Source organism: Sphingobacterium sp. BS-2, assembly GCF_046161205.1.
GTDB lineage: Bacteria > Bacteroidota > Bacteroidia > Sphingobacteriales > Sphingobacteriaceae > Sphingobacterium > Sphingobacterium mizutaii.
Window position 1 is genome coordinate 59,810 of sequence record NZ_JBIXGO010000021.1, and the last position, 15,454, is coordinate 75,263.

The following is a 15,454-nucleotide window of genomic DNA, read 5'->3' on the forward strand; positions in this document are numbered from 1 at the left end:
AATTGTTAAAGGGCCTTTTTATAAATCAATATCTTTCTTATTTGACAAAGGTTCCATCCAAATTGATGGCTTTGGCAAAGGAACTCGAAAACAGATCGGCCACTACGGCAAACTGATCCCTCGTCACCTTATTCTCCGGTGAAAATTCACCTTCAAACTTTAATTTGGTCTTCCATTCCTTGGCTATCTGTCTATCAACCTCATCGCCTTTAAAGGAAATGAACTTGATCATACCCAATAGATCTTTCCAAGACAGCTCATCTTCGCGGTAATTATCCAAGAACCACAATTGGCTTCGGGTGTAGATATCATTCAGGACATTTTTAACATCACTGAATCGAACAATCTGGTTTCCATCAAAATTATATTTCCCATCGACTTCTTTTCCTAAAAAGACTCCGGTCAAATAACATTTCTGAATGGCTCCAAAATGAGGATCCTTAACTTCTACATCTTGATACGGGATCAATCTGGCCTTGAACGCCAAAAGCTCTGCTTGCAGCTTCCGAATATCGATTTTCTTGCTATCTGTCTTGAAGAAAGCGGTATAACCTGCCGTAGCACCAATGGCCTGCCCAAATGAGGATCTAAACCCAATATTGTCCGCGGATTTAGCTAGAGACCTCAATCTCCCGATATCAAAGAGATTTCCCTTTTCAAAATCCAATAAATCTTTCAGGAATACCACCGAAGACGCCTTATCCAACTCACCTACGGCCAAAGTAGTCCTACTGATTGCCAAGCCCATGTCTTTCGCCTTGGTATATCCACCTTGGACTGCAGAATCCAGCTTAAGGCCAGAAGCCTTCAGCAGTCCCGCATCCTCACTGGCATCGACCACCGACAGTACCTCATATTTTTGCCTATTGGAAAGGACAATTTCCCAATTTCTTTTATTTCTGCTCACTTTAGAAATTTGCTGCTCCTTGATGACGGTCAGATTCGGCAATTCTCGCATATACTTATCAATGGCATTTCTCGCTAATTGCGGATTGAAATCCTTTTTGACAACCTGGGCCAATGAATCATCTCGAGTTTTGCTGATGGCCATCTCCATCAATATCCCCATCCAGATCCCTCCATCGAGGTTTTTGTTGCCTTCAATCTGCAGGACTTCCGAAGTGATTTCCTCCGCTAGGATAGGCTTGTCCATCAACATCACTGTCGGAACATTCGATCTGGCCGCCTGTATCGCCGCAGATAATGCAGTAATGTCCGATCCATAAACGAACATCTTAGGTTTTACCTTTTTCTGTGCAAAGACCAAACAAGGAAATAGCAAACAAAGAAAGGTTAAGACTCTCAAATTCATAGTTCCATAATTTTAAATCGAAAATAAGCAAAATCAAACAAGTATTCGTTATGCTATTATCCATTATATCGTTGAAATAGCTAACTTTGCTACATGGTAGAAGAAGAAAAATCATTGAATTTTATTGAAGAGATTATCGAAGAGGATCTTCGTAATGGGAAAAATGATGGGCGCGTATTGACCCGTTTCCCACCTGAGCCAAATGGCTATCTTCATATTGGGCATGCTAAATCAATCTGTCTAAATTTTTCTTTAGCGCAGAAGTACAACGGCAAAACAAACCTACGTTTTGATGACACCAACCCTGTAACAGAGGATGTGGAATACGTAGATAGCATCAAAAAAGATATTCAATGGTTGGGATTCCAGTGGGAAGAGGAATTATACACCTCCGATTATTTTGATACACTGTACGACTTTGCCGTAGAATTGATCAAAAAAGAATTGGCCTATGTAGATGATAGCACTTCGGAAGAAATTGCTGCCTCTAAAGGAACCCCTACCGTACCGGGAACTCCGACTGTATACCGCAGCCGCTCCATCGAAGAAAACCTAAAACTTTTCCAAGAGATGCGCGATGGTAAATATAAAGATGGCGAGAAGGTATTGCGTGCTAAGGTAGACTTGGCTAGCCCAAATATGCACATGCGTGATCCTATCATTTACCGTATCAAACATGCGCACCACCACCGTACTGGTGACAAATGGTGTATCTATCCAATGTACGACTTTGCACATGGTCAATCCGATTCCATCGAAAAGATCACACACTCTGTCTGTACCTTAGAGTTTATTCCACACCGTCCGCTTTACGATTGGTTGATCAATAGCTTGGAGATTTTCCCATCTAAACAATATGAGTTCGCTCGCTTAAACCTGAATTATACAGTAATGAGCAAGCGTAAATTATTGCAATTGGTAAACGAAAAATTCGTTGAAGGTTGGGATGACCCTAGGATGCCTACTATTTCAGGCCTACGTAGAAGAGGCTATACGCCTGAAAGTATTCGTAATTTCTGCGAACGCATCGGTATCCAAAAACGTGAGAACATGATCGATGTAAGCTTATTGGAGTTCTGTATCCGTGAGGATCTGAACAAAACAGCTTGGCGTAGGATGGCGGTATTGGATCCGATTAAATTAATCATCACGAATTATCCTGATGGCAAGGTTGAGGAACTACATGGCGAAAACAACCCAGAGGTTGAAGGTGGCGAAGGCAGCAGGGTGATTCCTTTCTCAAAAGAACTATGGATCGAGCGCGATGACTTTATGGAAGATGCGCCTAAGAAATTCTTCAGGTTAGGTCCTGGACTTTCCGTGCGTCTGAAACATGGTTACATCGTAACCTGTACTGACTTCAAAAAAGATGAGAATGGCAATATTACAGAAGTATACTGTGAATATGTTCCTAATTCAAAATCTGGTGAAGATACTTCAGGCATGAAAGTAAAAGGAACAATCCACTGGGTTTCTGTGCCACATGCTAAGGAAGTGGAAGTTCGTCTTTACGACCGCCTATTCCAAGATGAGAATCCAGCAGCAGCTGAAGACTTTAAGGCTTCTATCAATCCAAACAGTTTGCAAATTATTGAAAAAGCTTATGCTGAACCTGATTTGGCAAACGCTGAACTTGGTAAAGGATATCAATTTATCCGTTTAGGATATTTTAACCTAGATAGCAAGAACACAACTGAAGATAAACTAGTCTTCAACAGAACCGTAACTTTGAAAGACTCTTGGGCAAAAGAGTCTAAAAAATAATCTGGTTATACCAATAAAAAAATGGTCAAGTAATATACTTGACCATTTTTTTATGCTAATTATCTTACAGCCAAACTGCCTTATATTTCTTGTCCAAACGGGAGGCCTCAGCAAAGAGTTGTTCATCACCCAATTCTTTCATGATAGGCACATACTGGTCTAATGCCGCTAAGCCTAACTGAATGGAAATGGCATCATATCCCCTATTTGCTTTTTGAAATATGGCCAATTGATAATCCAGATTTTCCCTAATAGCCCTCAACTGCTTAGCCGCCAACACCTTGGCTTTGTCAACTTCCTTCACTTTCAGCAGGGTATCCACTAGAACAGTATTGTAGTAAGTCTGCCGCATACTTTTGGTTTCCTTAGGTTGAAAATCATAGGCTTGCAACGCCAATTGCCTTGCCTCCTTCATCTTTCCTTGATTAACCAAGGCTTGCATTCCATCCGTATAGACATTAGGATAAATCCAACCTTCATAGTATTGATTGGAATCCACATCGAAATGCTCCAAGGTATTAATATTGGACCATTCAAATTTATTGATGGCATTGTCGTAAATCTTATTTGCATTGATCAAGCCGGACCCTTTTGAAGACTGCCCCATATCTACAGGCATCAGTTTGCTGACCAAGCCCTCAGAAGCAAGGTATTTATCCAAGCCCATGGAGATTGCCGGTGCACTTAATGAAACAAAGTAAATCGGTCTTTCCCAATTGTTGTTGACCAAAATGGACATCAAACTAAGATCGGCTCGCGTTACTAAATTTTCCTTGAGTTCCCATTGCATGTATTCCGGAATAAATTGTTGCCATTCAGCAGGAATATTGGCGTTTTTCAATGCTTTTTCCTTATCGATCTTGAGTTGAAGCTTTTTCGTAGGCATCACATTCACAAAACTGCCATCACTGGTTTCCAACTTATTCCTATTATCATCTGAAAGCATCACATCCAACAATTGATCTACATCCGTATAGCCCTCAACCCCCAGATCAACCACTTGAATCACATCCCGGACGCCCTTTTTCACCTTGTTAAAATCGAAAGCAATAGGCAAGGCTTTGGATTGATTGACATCCTCCATCGCCTGCTTCACATACCAATCTGAACCCAAATAACCATAATTCAAGACCCTCACATCGGTCCTTATTCCCTCCACTTCCTGCAGATACCAAAGTGGAAATGTATCATTATCAGCATAGGTAAGCAGGATGGCATTGGGCTCACAGGAATTCAAGGTATTCATTGCTACTTCTCGGGTCATATTGCGACCAGAACGGTCATGGTCATCCCAATTTTCCTTGACCAACAAAATCGGTCCGGCCAACATGGCAAAGGTCACAGAGGTATAGGTTATTGCCTTAATGGAAAGTTTGCTCCTCTTTTGTATAAAATCAATCAAACCGAGAACTCCCAAGCCTATCCAGATGGCAAACACATAAAATGATCCCGCATAGGAATAATCACGCTCACGTGGTTGCAATGGGGTTTGATTTAAATACAGTACGATTGCCAATCCGGTAAAGAAGAACAACAAACCAACGATGGTTGTGTCTCTTTTGCTCCGCTTGGCCTGCCAGATCAGACCTGCAATCCCCAGCAATAAAGGAAGGAAGAAATAGGTATTCCTACTGGGGTCTTTTTTCATGCTTTCGGAAATGGCGTCCAATCCCGGAAGTCGCAATTCATCCAATATATTGATCCCCGAGATCCAATTGCCAGCGGTCAATTCCCCTTGGCTAGGGGTATCATTTTGTCGACCTACAAAATTCCACATGAAATAACGTGAATACATGTGGCCAACCTGATAATTGAAAAAGAACTTCATATTATCCAAAAAGGTCGGATTTTCACCATCTGCAAGGTTCAGGTATTGCTTATAGAAATCAGCATGTTTTTGGCTGTACAACCTCGGGAACAAAACTTCCTTATCATATTTATAGCCTTTGACATTATCAAATTTCTCATATCGTTCAGCATCTTTTCTGTAACCAGTGGATTCATTGACATCCAATACCTTTGAATTGAAAGTAGGTCCTTTGAACAAGGGCTCAGATTGGTATTGTTCCCGACTCAGATATCCCAAGAAGGAAAAAGCATTATCAGGATCATTGTTATTGAGGGAAATATTGGTTTGTGCACGAATCAACAGCATACTAAAAGAAGTGAAGCCGAAGAACACTAAACAAGTCCCCAATATCAGGAGATTTAAGATAGGCTTATTCCTCTTGATGGAATATACAATCCCGAATACTGCTGCCGAAACTAAGAGCAAGACAAACAAGATAATACCCGACCCAAAAGGCATGCCCAAGGAATTGACAAAGAACAAATCAAATCCTGCGGCTATTTTAACGGAATATTGAATGACTCCCCAAAGGATAAAGGCTAAGGCGAGAACTCCCCAAGCAAGGGCTTTTGCGGCTCCTTTCCAGGTTACATGAATAGATTTCCTAAAGTAAATCAAGAGTGCCAAGGCTGGAATAGTCAACAGATTCAAAAGGTGCACCCCAATCGACAAACCCATCACATAGGCAATCAGCAACAGCCATTTATTGGAATCTGGCTCATCCGCTCTCCTCTCCCATTTCAGGGCAAGCCAAAACACGATAGCCGTACACAATGAAGACATGGCATACACCTCGGACTCAACAGCCGAATACCAAAATGAATCGGTAAATGCATAGGCCAATGCACCTACAGCCCCAGCAGCAAAAACCTGCAGGTTTTGAAGCCTATTCCCTTCTGTCCTTCCCAAAAGAAGCTTTCTAGCCAAAGCCGTTATGGTCCAGAATAAAAACACAATGGTCAAGGCGGAACAAAATGCTGAACCTAGATTCATCCAAAGGGCAACTTGCTCCTTATTGCCGAAAGCCAAGTTTGAAAACAGATTCTGGATCAGAAGAAACAAAGGCGCCCCTGGCTGATGCACAATTTCCAACTTGTCCGAAGCGGCAATAAACTCGCCCGTATCCCACCAACTGATGGATTGATCCACAGTGAATGCATACAGTACAAACGCGATGATACCGCAAAGCCAGCCGAGAAAATTGTTGATTTTATTATAGCTCATAATTGTAGGTGATAAATGTTGTTTAAATTTAAAAAAGAATTATCTCCCACTTCCGTGATTAACATAATTTAACATGGAATCAGGCTGCTCTCCTTTTTCGAAAACAGCGAATTTATCGCTGGAATTTCGGGAGAACTAATAGCTTTTGTTTTACCCACATTCGGATTTCTTGCAATATGACTAAAATTTTATCCAAGCAATCTTCGAACATGTCTCGAACAAGCCTCGAATGAGACCCGAATATGGGATAAAAATATCACCTCGGTATAAACGGACAAAAGCGAATGAAATCATTCGCCTTTGTCTGTTATTTTTGCATCAGTTCTTTTATTATACTAATTTTTCAACGATCTTTTTAGTTGGTCCTGGATTACTCATGGTATAGAAGTGCAATACCGGAACGCCAAAATCGATCAGTTCCTTACATTGATGCACCAACCATTCCTCACCTACCTGCCTAACATCGGCATTGGTTTTACAAGCCTCGACCGCATCACTTAGGTCCTCAGGTATATCCAAGTGGAAGATCCTTGGTAGCGTGATCAATTGCTTTTTGGTGGTCAATGGTTTCAATCCTGGAATAATAGGAACATGGATATCATTTTCCCTACATTTCGTCACGAACTCTTTATATTTTTCTACGTTGAAAAACATCTGGGTAACGATAAATTCAGCCCCCATTTCTACCTTTTTCTTCAACCATTTAAAATCGGTATTGAAGTTTGGCGATTCAAAATGTTTCTCTGGGTAACCGGCAACACCTATACAAAAGTTGGTCTTTTCGGAGGAGCCGATATCTTCATGTAGATAAGATCCTTCGTTCATGTCCACGACTTGCCTCAACAGGTCAGTAGCATAGGCATGACCTCCAGCAGTCGGGATAAAGTCGGCATCGCCTTTTCTAGCATCACCTCTTAGGACCAACACATTATCGATACCTAAGAAGTTCAGGTCGATAAGTGCGTTTTCCGTTTCCTCTTTGGTGAAACCACCACAGATCAAGTGCGGAACGGCATCGACTTTATATTTACTCATTATGGCAGCACAGATGGCTACGGTTCCCGGTCTTTTTCTATAGGATACCCTTTCCAACAAGCCATTTGCATGTTGTTTGTACAGGTAATCCTCACGATGGTACGTCACATCAATAAAAGGAGGTTTGAATTCCATCAGTTCATCCATGGTTTGGAAGATACTTTGGATACCTTGACCTTTAGCAGGAGGTAACAGCTCAAAAGAATATAAGGTCTTGCCTTTAGCGTTCTTGATGTGATCTACGATTTTCATAAAAATATATTAAGGCTTAGAGAGAACACAGTGAACACTGATTCTTTGGCTTATCTTTCCCATTTTGGGGGTAGAATGTAGCACCTTGACTGGTGTCAGGTTGCTAAGGCTTCAGCGGGTCTAGTCCCTCTGCCTTTCTCTATAAGCGAGGGCTAATATCGTCAATAGCAAGGTAATCTCAAAATGTTTAAAGAAAAAACTTTTCGGATGACTATGAAAGCGAGGCCTTCGGGAATTGGAAAATGGAATCTGGAAATGGATGGGGTTAGGTATGATCATAAAAAAAGGGCGTCTTAAAAACGCCCATTCTATATCTAAAATATCTTATTAATCTTCTAGGTACATATCGATCAAACCTTCGGGAAGGTTCAATACGACAATCTTTTCTTCGGGGTCAATGCCGACGATAAAATCCTCGTTTAGGGGGAACATGGCATCTCGGCCATCGATATCTACGGTTGCGATAAATTGTTGCGGCATTTCTTGGACCTGTGTGATCTCGCCCAATTCGCCTTCAGTTTCTTCAATGGCGGTATAACCTACAAGATCATGATAGGTAAAATCATCAGGATCACGTACCGGCATTTTATCATTTGGCAGATAGATTTGCTTTCTAAGGAGCGGTTGGGCCTTGTCGATATGGTCCACATCTTCGAAATTGACATAAGCCGTGCTATTATTCTGAAATTTGATCTTTTCGACAAAGAATGGCACCAATTTCTTGTCCATCTCCAAGAAAACTACATCCAGATCAAGGTCCATATAGTTATCAAATTCAAAAAACAGCTGCAGTTCACCCTTCAATCCGCGGGATTTACTGACATAACCGATATAAAAACATTGATCTTTCGTCATATTCACAAATTAATTTCCAAAAATACGGAATTCTTTTTCTGTTCAGGGATTAGGGATAGCTAATCAAGGTAAAAAGGGAACAAAAAAGCCGGTTCATAGAATGATCCGGCCATTTTGAATACTTTATGAAGAGATTATCCTTCAGTTTCTTCTGTGTTTTCAGTAGCTTCTGCAGCTTCTTCTGCCTCTTCTGCAGCTGTTTCTTCAGCAACAGGAGCGTTTTTAGCAGCGATAGCAGCAGCTCTGTCTTCTTTTTTCTTAGCTTCAGCAGCTAAAGCAGCTTTCTTAGTTTCGTCTTTAGATTTCGCTAAGCCTGATTTCTTTCCTTCGATTTGAGCATCTTTACCTTCAGCCCATTTAGTGAAAAGTTCTTCAGCTTTTGCTTCATCAAAAGCACCTTTTTTCACACCACCTTGCAAGTGTTTTTTGTATAAAACACCTTTGTAAGAAAGGATAGCACGAACTGTGTCAGTAGGTTGAGCACCTTTGTTCATCCAGTCTAACGCTTTTTCGAAATCCAAAACGATTGTTGCTGGGTTAGTGTTTGGGTTGTAAGAACCTAAACGCTCGATGAACTTACCATCACGTGGTGAACGGCCGTCTGCTACTACTACGTGGTAAAAAGGTTTTCCTTTTTTACCGTGTCTCTGCAATCTGATTTTAGTTGCCATGTTTTTTCTTTATTTATGTATTCAACATATCCCCCGTTGCTACATGCAGGAGGGGACGCAAAGATACAAAGTATTATCAATTAATACAACAGAGAATTTAAAGCTGTTTTATCCTCAAAATAAGGGCTACTCCCGACCGATATTCTTGAAAAAGATTTGAGTAATCTGCTAATAATACCGATATTCAGATACTTCAAACCATAGTCATCTTATGCAAAGAATTGCTCCATTAAGGATTGTAAAGGCTTCCGCTGGATCTGGAAAAACATTTAGTCTCACTGTGCATTACCTGACACTACTGCTATCCAAAGAAAGCAGCTATCGGGAAATCCTTGCCGTTACCTTTACCAACAAAGCTACCGCCGAAATGAAAGGTCGGATCATGTCGGTCCTGCATGGCTTGGCGATCGGTAGCACAGCAAGTGACATTGAGCAGTACAGACAGCAACTATTACAGCAAAATCCACAATGGGATCCGCAAAGCATCCAGGAAAAAGCTAATCGGATCTATAGAAGGATACTCCATGATTACAGCCATTTTTCGGTAAGCACCATTGATGGCTTTTCGCAAAAAGTCATCCGAAGTTTCACCTATGAACTTAACCTCGATTCAGGTTATGCCATCGAGATGAACACCAATAAAGTGAAGCGTGACCTGACAGTCATGTTGAACCAACTGCTGGATGAAAGACCGGACCTATTGGAATGGATCATCAATTATGCAGAGCAAAAGATCGGCAAGAATGAGAATTGGAATTATAGACAGCAATTGATGAGCTTGGCTGGATTGATCTTCTCAGAAAACTTCCAGGAGTTTGATAGTTTTATGATTTCGGCTGATACCGACCGAATATTCAACTTACTCAACAAAGAAATTGACGAAAAGACCAATGCTTTTTTGGATGCTTTGGTCCAGGGAATAGAAACCTTCAAATCTGAATACCGCCGCTTGGGGGTGGATGATGCAGAGATGAAAGGCAAATCCAGGAACAAACTGGTCGCTGCAAGCAAGATCAACATAGACCCTAAAAAGGTTTCTACCTCTGATATCCAAGATAAGATATTTGACAAATTCTTGGTCTTGTTGGATAATGAAGAGCATTATTTAGACGATAAAAAAGCTGTCAGGTATGAATATATGCAAGGCATTCGTCCTGCATTGGATGCTATCTTATCCTTACAGCAGCATTTTGCAAATTATATTGCCTATCAAGCGGTGCAGACCAATCTGTATTTCTTAAGGTTACTCAAAGAAATGAGTGATCTACTGAGTCAATGGAGGAAGGAAAACTCTGCCCAGTTGATTTCGGATGCGCAGATATTACTGAACAAGCTGGGCTTGGACGAACACAGTGACCCTACCTTTATTTGGGAAAAAATAGGCAACCGATACAATTATTTTCTTTTTGATGAATTTCAGGATACCTCACGGATTCAATGGAAAAACTATAGTCCATTGCTCCTGAATGCCCTGGCAGATGCGACAGGTAAGGTTGCTGAACATTTAGTGGTGGGCGATGTCAAACAGAGCATATATCGCTGGAGAAATGGTGACTGGCGGATCCTATTGCAACAAATCGACCAGCAGGTGTCGCAGAACTTCCACTTAAATGAGGATCAAATCAAGGAATTTATTGATAACGGAACCTTGGAGACCAATTTCCGCAGTCTTCCAAATATCATTAATTTCAATAATTATCTCTATGAAAAGATCCCTAGCCTTTTGCAGGAGGTCTTGAATGATAAGGTCGGCGAGAGCTTGGGTGAAGAGGGAATGGCTTGGTGGAATGCCACTGGCAATAACAGGCTCCTAGAAAAAGCCTATGAAAACAGCAGGCAATTGATCCCTGAAAATAAGCTTCAAGCGGGCAAACCTTTGGGAAATATTGAAATCAATTTTTTCCCTGTCAGTGATGGGCGAGCAAGGAACAATCAGGTTATGGAGGCTTCCGTAGAGGCTCTATGTAGCAAGATTGCAGAATGGATCAAGTCGGGAAAATATAAACCGGCGGATATAGGGATTTTGGTTCGGAGCAATGCCCAAGCCAAGTTGGTCATTCAAGAGTTGATGCGTTTCAAGAACACAGAAAACCTCAACTTTGAGGTTATTTCTGGGGATGCGCTGAGTTTAATAACCAACCATGCGGTCAACCTGATCATTGAAACCCTCAGATCCTTGGTTTTCCAATCGGAGAAACACGTTTTACACCTTGCCAATATGGCCTACCTATTCCAATTGGCGCATGGCAAGTCCAATTTTGAAGAAGCGATATGGCTGAAGTTCAAGGACAATAATATCAAGGAATTATCCGATTTACTTCCTCTTTCATTGATAGACTCATGGAATCAACTACATAAAATGCCTTTGGTCCATTTGGTAGAAAAGCTGATTGAAGTATATCATCTTGGTGAAGAAGGAAGTATCCATTTACCTTACCTTTTGGCATTCAAGGATATTGCGACCGCATTTTCTACTCAAGGGGAACGCGGAATCATACAATTCCTGGAATATTGGGATGAGGATGGCGAAAGGGCTGTCCTACCATCCAGTGGAAAGGTGGATGCCATTGAGGTAAGCACCATCCATAAATCCAAGGGATTGGCTTATGAAGTGGTGATGATCCCATTTTCTTCTTGGAAACTGGATGGGTTAACCAATGGCGATTTCTGGATTGATGTGCTGGATTCTCCTTTCTCAGAACTCGGAAAGATACCGGTAAAATATACCCAAACCCTAGGAAAGTCGATCTTCTATAAGCAATATTTCGAAGAGATGCTCTTCAACTACATGGACGCACTGAACACTTTCTATGTGGCAACCACGAGGGCCAAAAGCCATCTCTATATCAGCGCCCCACAATTTAAGGATGAAGTGGACAAGAAAACGGGCGAGATATTAGGTTCTGAGGTCAAGAATGATTTTATTTCAGATCTTTTGATCCAGGTGCTTTCTGCCAATAATTCTCCATTCCGGTTGGAGAACAATGAATTTATCTTGTTGGATCAGCCTATCGCTGACGAGCAAGTAAAAAAGGATAAGGAGAGCGATGCAGACCTCAAAGTTGAATTAAAAGATTATCCACAATCTCTGGCTTTAGAGACGGCTTTGGAAAAATCCACCTCTAGGAATATCAATACCATTCTGATGATGGAAAAGGCTGCTCAATACGGTGTATTGGCGCATGAGATCGTTTCCTTGGTAAAAGATGAATCGGAAATAGATAAATTGGTAAACCAATATATTGAGGAGGGTATTTTGGCGAGGGATGAAAAGGACCTTCTGCTAGATGAAATCCAACAGATCTGGAACCACCCGACCATCAACCAATGGCTGACGGGTGATTATAAAGTATGGAATGAATCGAGCATCATCTTGGAAGATGGCAGTACACAGAGGCCCGATAAGGTGTTCACCAATGAGAATGAAACCATCGTGCTGGACTTTAAATTTACACAAGGAGATTATATCAATCATAAAACACAGGTAGGAAGATATATGAATGCATTGAGCAATGTGGGCTATAGCAATATCAAGGGGTATTTATACTATGCGAAGTCCAAAGAATTAGTGGAGGTGAAATAAGGAAAGAACATGGAAAAAGCATTTTTAAGACTCGTTGCAGAAGACATACAGGCTAGATTTGGCCAAGATATATCAGATATTGCCATTGTATTCAACAACAAGAGGCCGATTACCTATCTGAAAAAGCATTTGGTGGACGTATATGGAAAGGCCATCTGGTCGCCACAATTTTATACCATTCAAGAGTTCTTTGCCCAATCCAGCAGTAACCTGCAGGCGACGGCATTGAGTCAGTTCTTCTATCTTTTTGAACTGCACAATGAATTGTTGACCAATGAAGGTCGCGATCCGGAAACTTTGGAAGAGTTCTACCCTATTGCGGAGATTATCCTAAGTGATTTTGGCCAGATCGATTATGATCTGGTACCCGTGGACCAGATCTATATGGAACTGTTTGATACGACAGAGATAGATATCCATTTCCAACACTTTACGGAAGAGCAGCAGTCCTTTATCAAGCAGTTTTGGAAATCCTTTAGCATGAAAGGCCATACAGCCGTTCAGCAACGCTTTTTGGCATTATGGAAGCGATTACCAAAATTATATAAAGCCTTTCAAGAGAAATTAAAGAGTGAAAAGCAGACCAACTATCCTATCTTATATCGGGAATTGGCCGAAGGGCGAGCAGAGAACCAAGACTTTATCAAGGAGCATAAAAAGGTTCTTTTTGTGGGATTCAATGCTTTGAACAGAGCAGAAGCTCAATTATTCAAAAAATGGCAAGAGGAAGATTTAGCCCTGTTCTATTTTGATGCTGACGCGCATTACTTGGATGATAAAATCCAAGAAGCTGGCTTATTCCTTCGAAGAAACCTATATAATACAGGCTTGGTCAATGCCTTGGGTGAATCGCCAAATCTTATCGCGAATCGGGATACGGATGTCAATCTGTACAAAAGCCTCGGTAATAACAGCGAAGCCAAATTGCTGCATGATGTCCTGGCATTAAAAAACATAGATTTCAAAAAAGAGACCGCCGCCATTCTATTGGCCGATGAGAGTCTTTTGGTGCCCTTGCTGCAAAGTCTTCCCCAAATAGATATTAATATTACCACTGGTTATCCATTGATACAATCGGCTATTTATGGCTTATTGGATCTGTGGACAGAGGTGCAACTGTTGATTACCCAACAGAAAAAGGAAAAGATTCCCTATCAGTTATTGGAGACTTACCTAAGTCATCCGATGACTAAGGTGAGCCGGAAACAGAAGCAAGAGATACAGAGGGATTCTGCTAAAAGACAGCTCTTTGAAATCGCCATTGCGGAGATAGATGTAAGTAGTTCAGCGATTCCTCAATTCTTTCGGAAACTGAACAGTCCGGAAGATCTCATCCCTCAGATGATCAAGATCACCGATGATCTTTTGAGCAGTCTAGCTTTGGAAGGAAGAACGAAATTGATTGAATCACACCTATTGATTGAAACAAAAAAGGTTTTGAATCAAATGCATTTGGGTTTTGAGAAGCTGGGCAACCTGAGTGTGCTATTCCAAGTTGGCTTGATCAAGAAAGCATTAGGCCCTATCAATTCAGCCATTGAAGGAGATCAACTTTATGGTTTGCAGATTATGGGTCTGCTGGAAAGTAGATGTTTGAATTTTGACCATGTGTATGTTCTTGGTGTGAATGAGGGTATCCTACCGAAAACATCCAGTTCACCGACCTTTCTGCCTAATAATTTGAGAAAGGCCTATGGACTTCCGGTATTAGAAAATCAAGATGCCCTTTCGGCATATTTATTTTATAGGCACTTCCAATACAGCGATGACATCCACTTGTTCTACAATGGCATCGTGGATGAAAGCAGTACAGGGGAGGAAAGTAGGTTCATAAAACAGCTGATGTTTGAAACCCAGTTTAATTTCATTAATCATATCCAACAACAACCTTTATTGTTCCCGAATCAACCTCAGGAACTGATCATTGAGAAAAAGGGTGCAATCTGGAACAAGCTTTATGATAGCTATATCGTAAACAAGAAAGCTCTTTCTGCATCTGCATTTACTACATACCTGATGTCGCCATTGCAATTCTTCTTGAAGTATGTCGCTGAGATCAAGGAACCGCCTAGCATTTCACAGGAATTTGAAATGAACAAGCTCGGTACAGTTATCCATAATTGCATGGAACATTTACTTAAAGCCGTATTGGATGAGAAAGATTTTGTTCCTACTTCTGAACTGGAGAAAGCACTAGAGAAGGTGGATGGGGTGGTGATCCAGGAAATCGGCAGGCAATATGAATCGGAACCGCATTCTTTGGAGGACCTGAACAGTTTACAGCGGATCATGCATAAAATATCCTCTGAATACATCAAGATGTATCTGCAGTACGATATGGAACAGTATGAATCCATCAAGATCGTGGAGTTGGAAAATGATGAAGACTATCATTTAGACTTTGAAATCAGCATAGATGGCAAGCCTGAAATGATCAATCTATATGGGATCATTGACCGTGTGGATGAGGTGATTACAAAAAATGGCCAGCATAAACTTCGGATTGTGGACTATAAAACTGGGGCGGATCAAGTTATTTTTGGTAATTTGGATAAAGTATTTGCCGATAACACCGAAAACAAAGCCTTATTGCAGACCTTATTTTACGCTTATGTATATGAACAGGTTTCAGGACTGAAAGGATTGGAACCGCATCTATACGTTGCAAGGCGTATGCGTGAGGATGGTACATTATTTAGGAATAGAAGTGGAAGTATGGTTTTTGAAGACCTGATTTTGGAAGACCAAAAGAAGGTATTCATTGACTTTTTGAGAGAGAAACTAGAAGAGTTATTCAATCCCGAAATACCATTCAAACACAATCCAGATGCTGTTGTCTATCCGTCTGACCCGTATACCCTGTTTTATAAGTACAGCATTGCGGAAAAGGCTGAAGAGGAAGCCTAAGG

The 15,454-nt window shown here is 41.1% G+C and carries 8 protein-coding genes and 1 riboswitch; of the genes, 3 read left to right on the top strand and 5 right to left on the bottom strand.

Annotation, left to right across the window (positions count from 1 at the left end; all coding sequences use genetic code 11):
- Positions 1-37: 37 nt before the first annotated feature.
- Positions 38-1,312, bottom strand: coding sequence for an FAD-dependent oxidoreductase (locus tag ACK2WI_RS16445; protein WP_409151614.1), 1,275 nt, complete (start codon positions 1,310-1,312; stop codon positions 38-40).
- Between the two features lie 93 nt (positions 1,313-1,405).
- Between ACK2WI_RS16445 and ACK2WI_RS16450 the strand changes: the two genes are divergently transcribed.
- Positions 1,406-3,076, top strand: coding sequence for a glutamine--tRNA ligase/YqeY domain fusion protein (locus tag ACK2WI_RS16450; RefSeq protein ID WP_409151615.1), 1,671 nt, complete (start codon positions 1,406-1,408; stop codon positions 3,074-3,076).
- 64 nt (positions 3,077-3,140) lie between these two features.
- Here the strand turns inward: ACK2WI_RS16450 and ACK2WI_RS16455 are convergent, their stop codons facing one another.
- From ACK2WI_RS16455 to ACK2WI_RS16470, 4 genes are all read right to left on the bottom strand, one after another.
- On the bottom strand, positions 3,141-6,149 hold the full coding sequence (locus ACK2WI_RS16455) for a DUF2723 domain-containing protein (protein ID WP_409151616.1): 3,009 nt from the start codon (positions 6,147-6,149) through the stop codon (positions 3,141-3,143).
- Between the two features lie 330 nt (positions 6,150-6,479).
- Positions 6,480-7,436 carry a methylenetetrahydrofolate reductase gene (locus ACK2WI_RS16460; protein ID WP_093101027.1) on the bottom strand — a complete coding sequence of 319 codons (957 nt, stop codon included), beginning with the start codon at positions 7,434-7,436 and terminating at the stop codon, positions 6,480-6,482.
- Positions 7,437-7,483: 47 nt separating this feature from the next.
- Positions 7,484-7,584: riboswitch (SAM riboswitch) on the bottom strand.
- Positions 7,585-7,763: 179 nt separating this feature from the next.
- A complete protein-coding gene (gene rimM, locus ACK2WI_RS16465) occupies positions 7,764-8,291 on the bottom strand; it encodes a ribosome maturation factor RimM (protein WP_409151617.1) in 528 nt (175 codons plus the stop codon).
- Between the two features lie 134 nt (positions 8,292-8,425).
- Positions 8,426-8,962: a 30S ribosomal protein S16 gene (locus ACK2WI_RS16470; RefSeq protein WP_093101030.1), complete on the bottom strand. Its 537-nt coding sequence runs from the start codon at positions 8,960-8,962 to the stop codon at positions 8,426-8,428.
- Positions 8,963-9,173: 211 nt separating this feature from the next.
- On the opposite strand from ACK2WI_RS16470, the gene ACK2WI_RS16475 reads away from it, so the two are divergent.
- Positions 9,174-12,545, top strand: coding sequence for a UvrD-helicase domain-containing protein (locus tag ACK2WI_RS16475; RefSeq protein ID WP_409151618.1), 3,372 nt, complete (start codon positions 9,174-9,176; stop codon positions 12,543-12,545).
- 9 nt (positions 12,546-12,554) lie between these two features.
- Positions 12,555-15,452, top strand: a complete 2,898-nt coding sequence (locus ACK2WI_RS16480; RefSeq protein ID WP_409151619.1) for a PD-(D/E)XK nuclease family protein — start codon at positions 12,555-12,557, stop codon at positions 15,450-15,452.
- Positions 15,453-15,454: the final 2 nt, after the last annotated feature.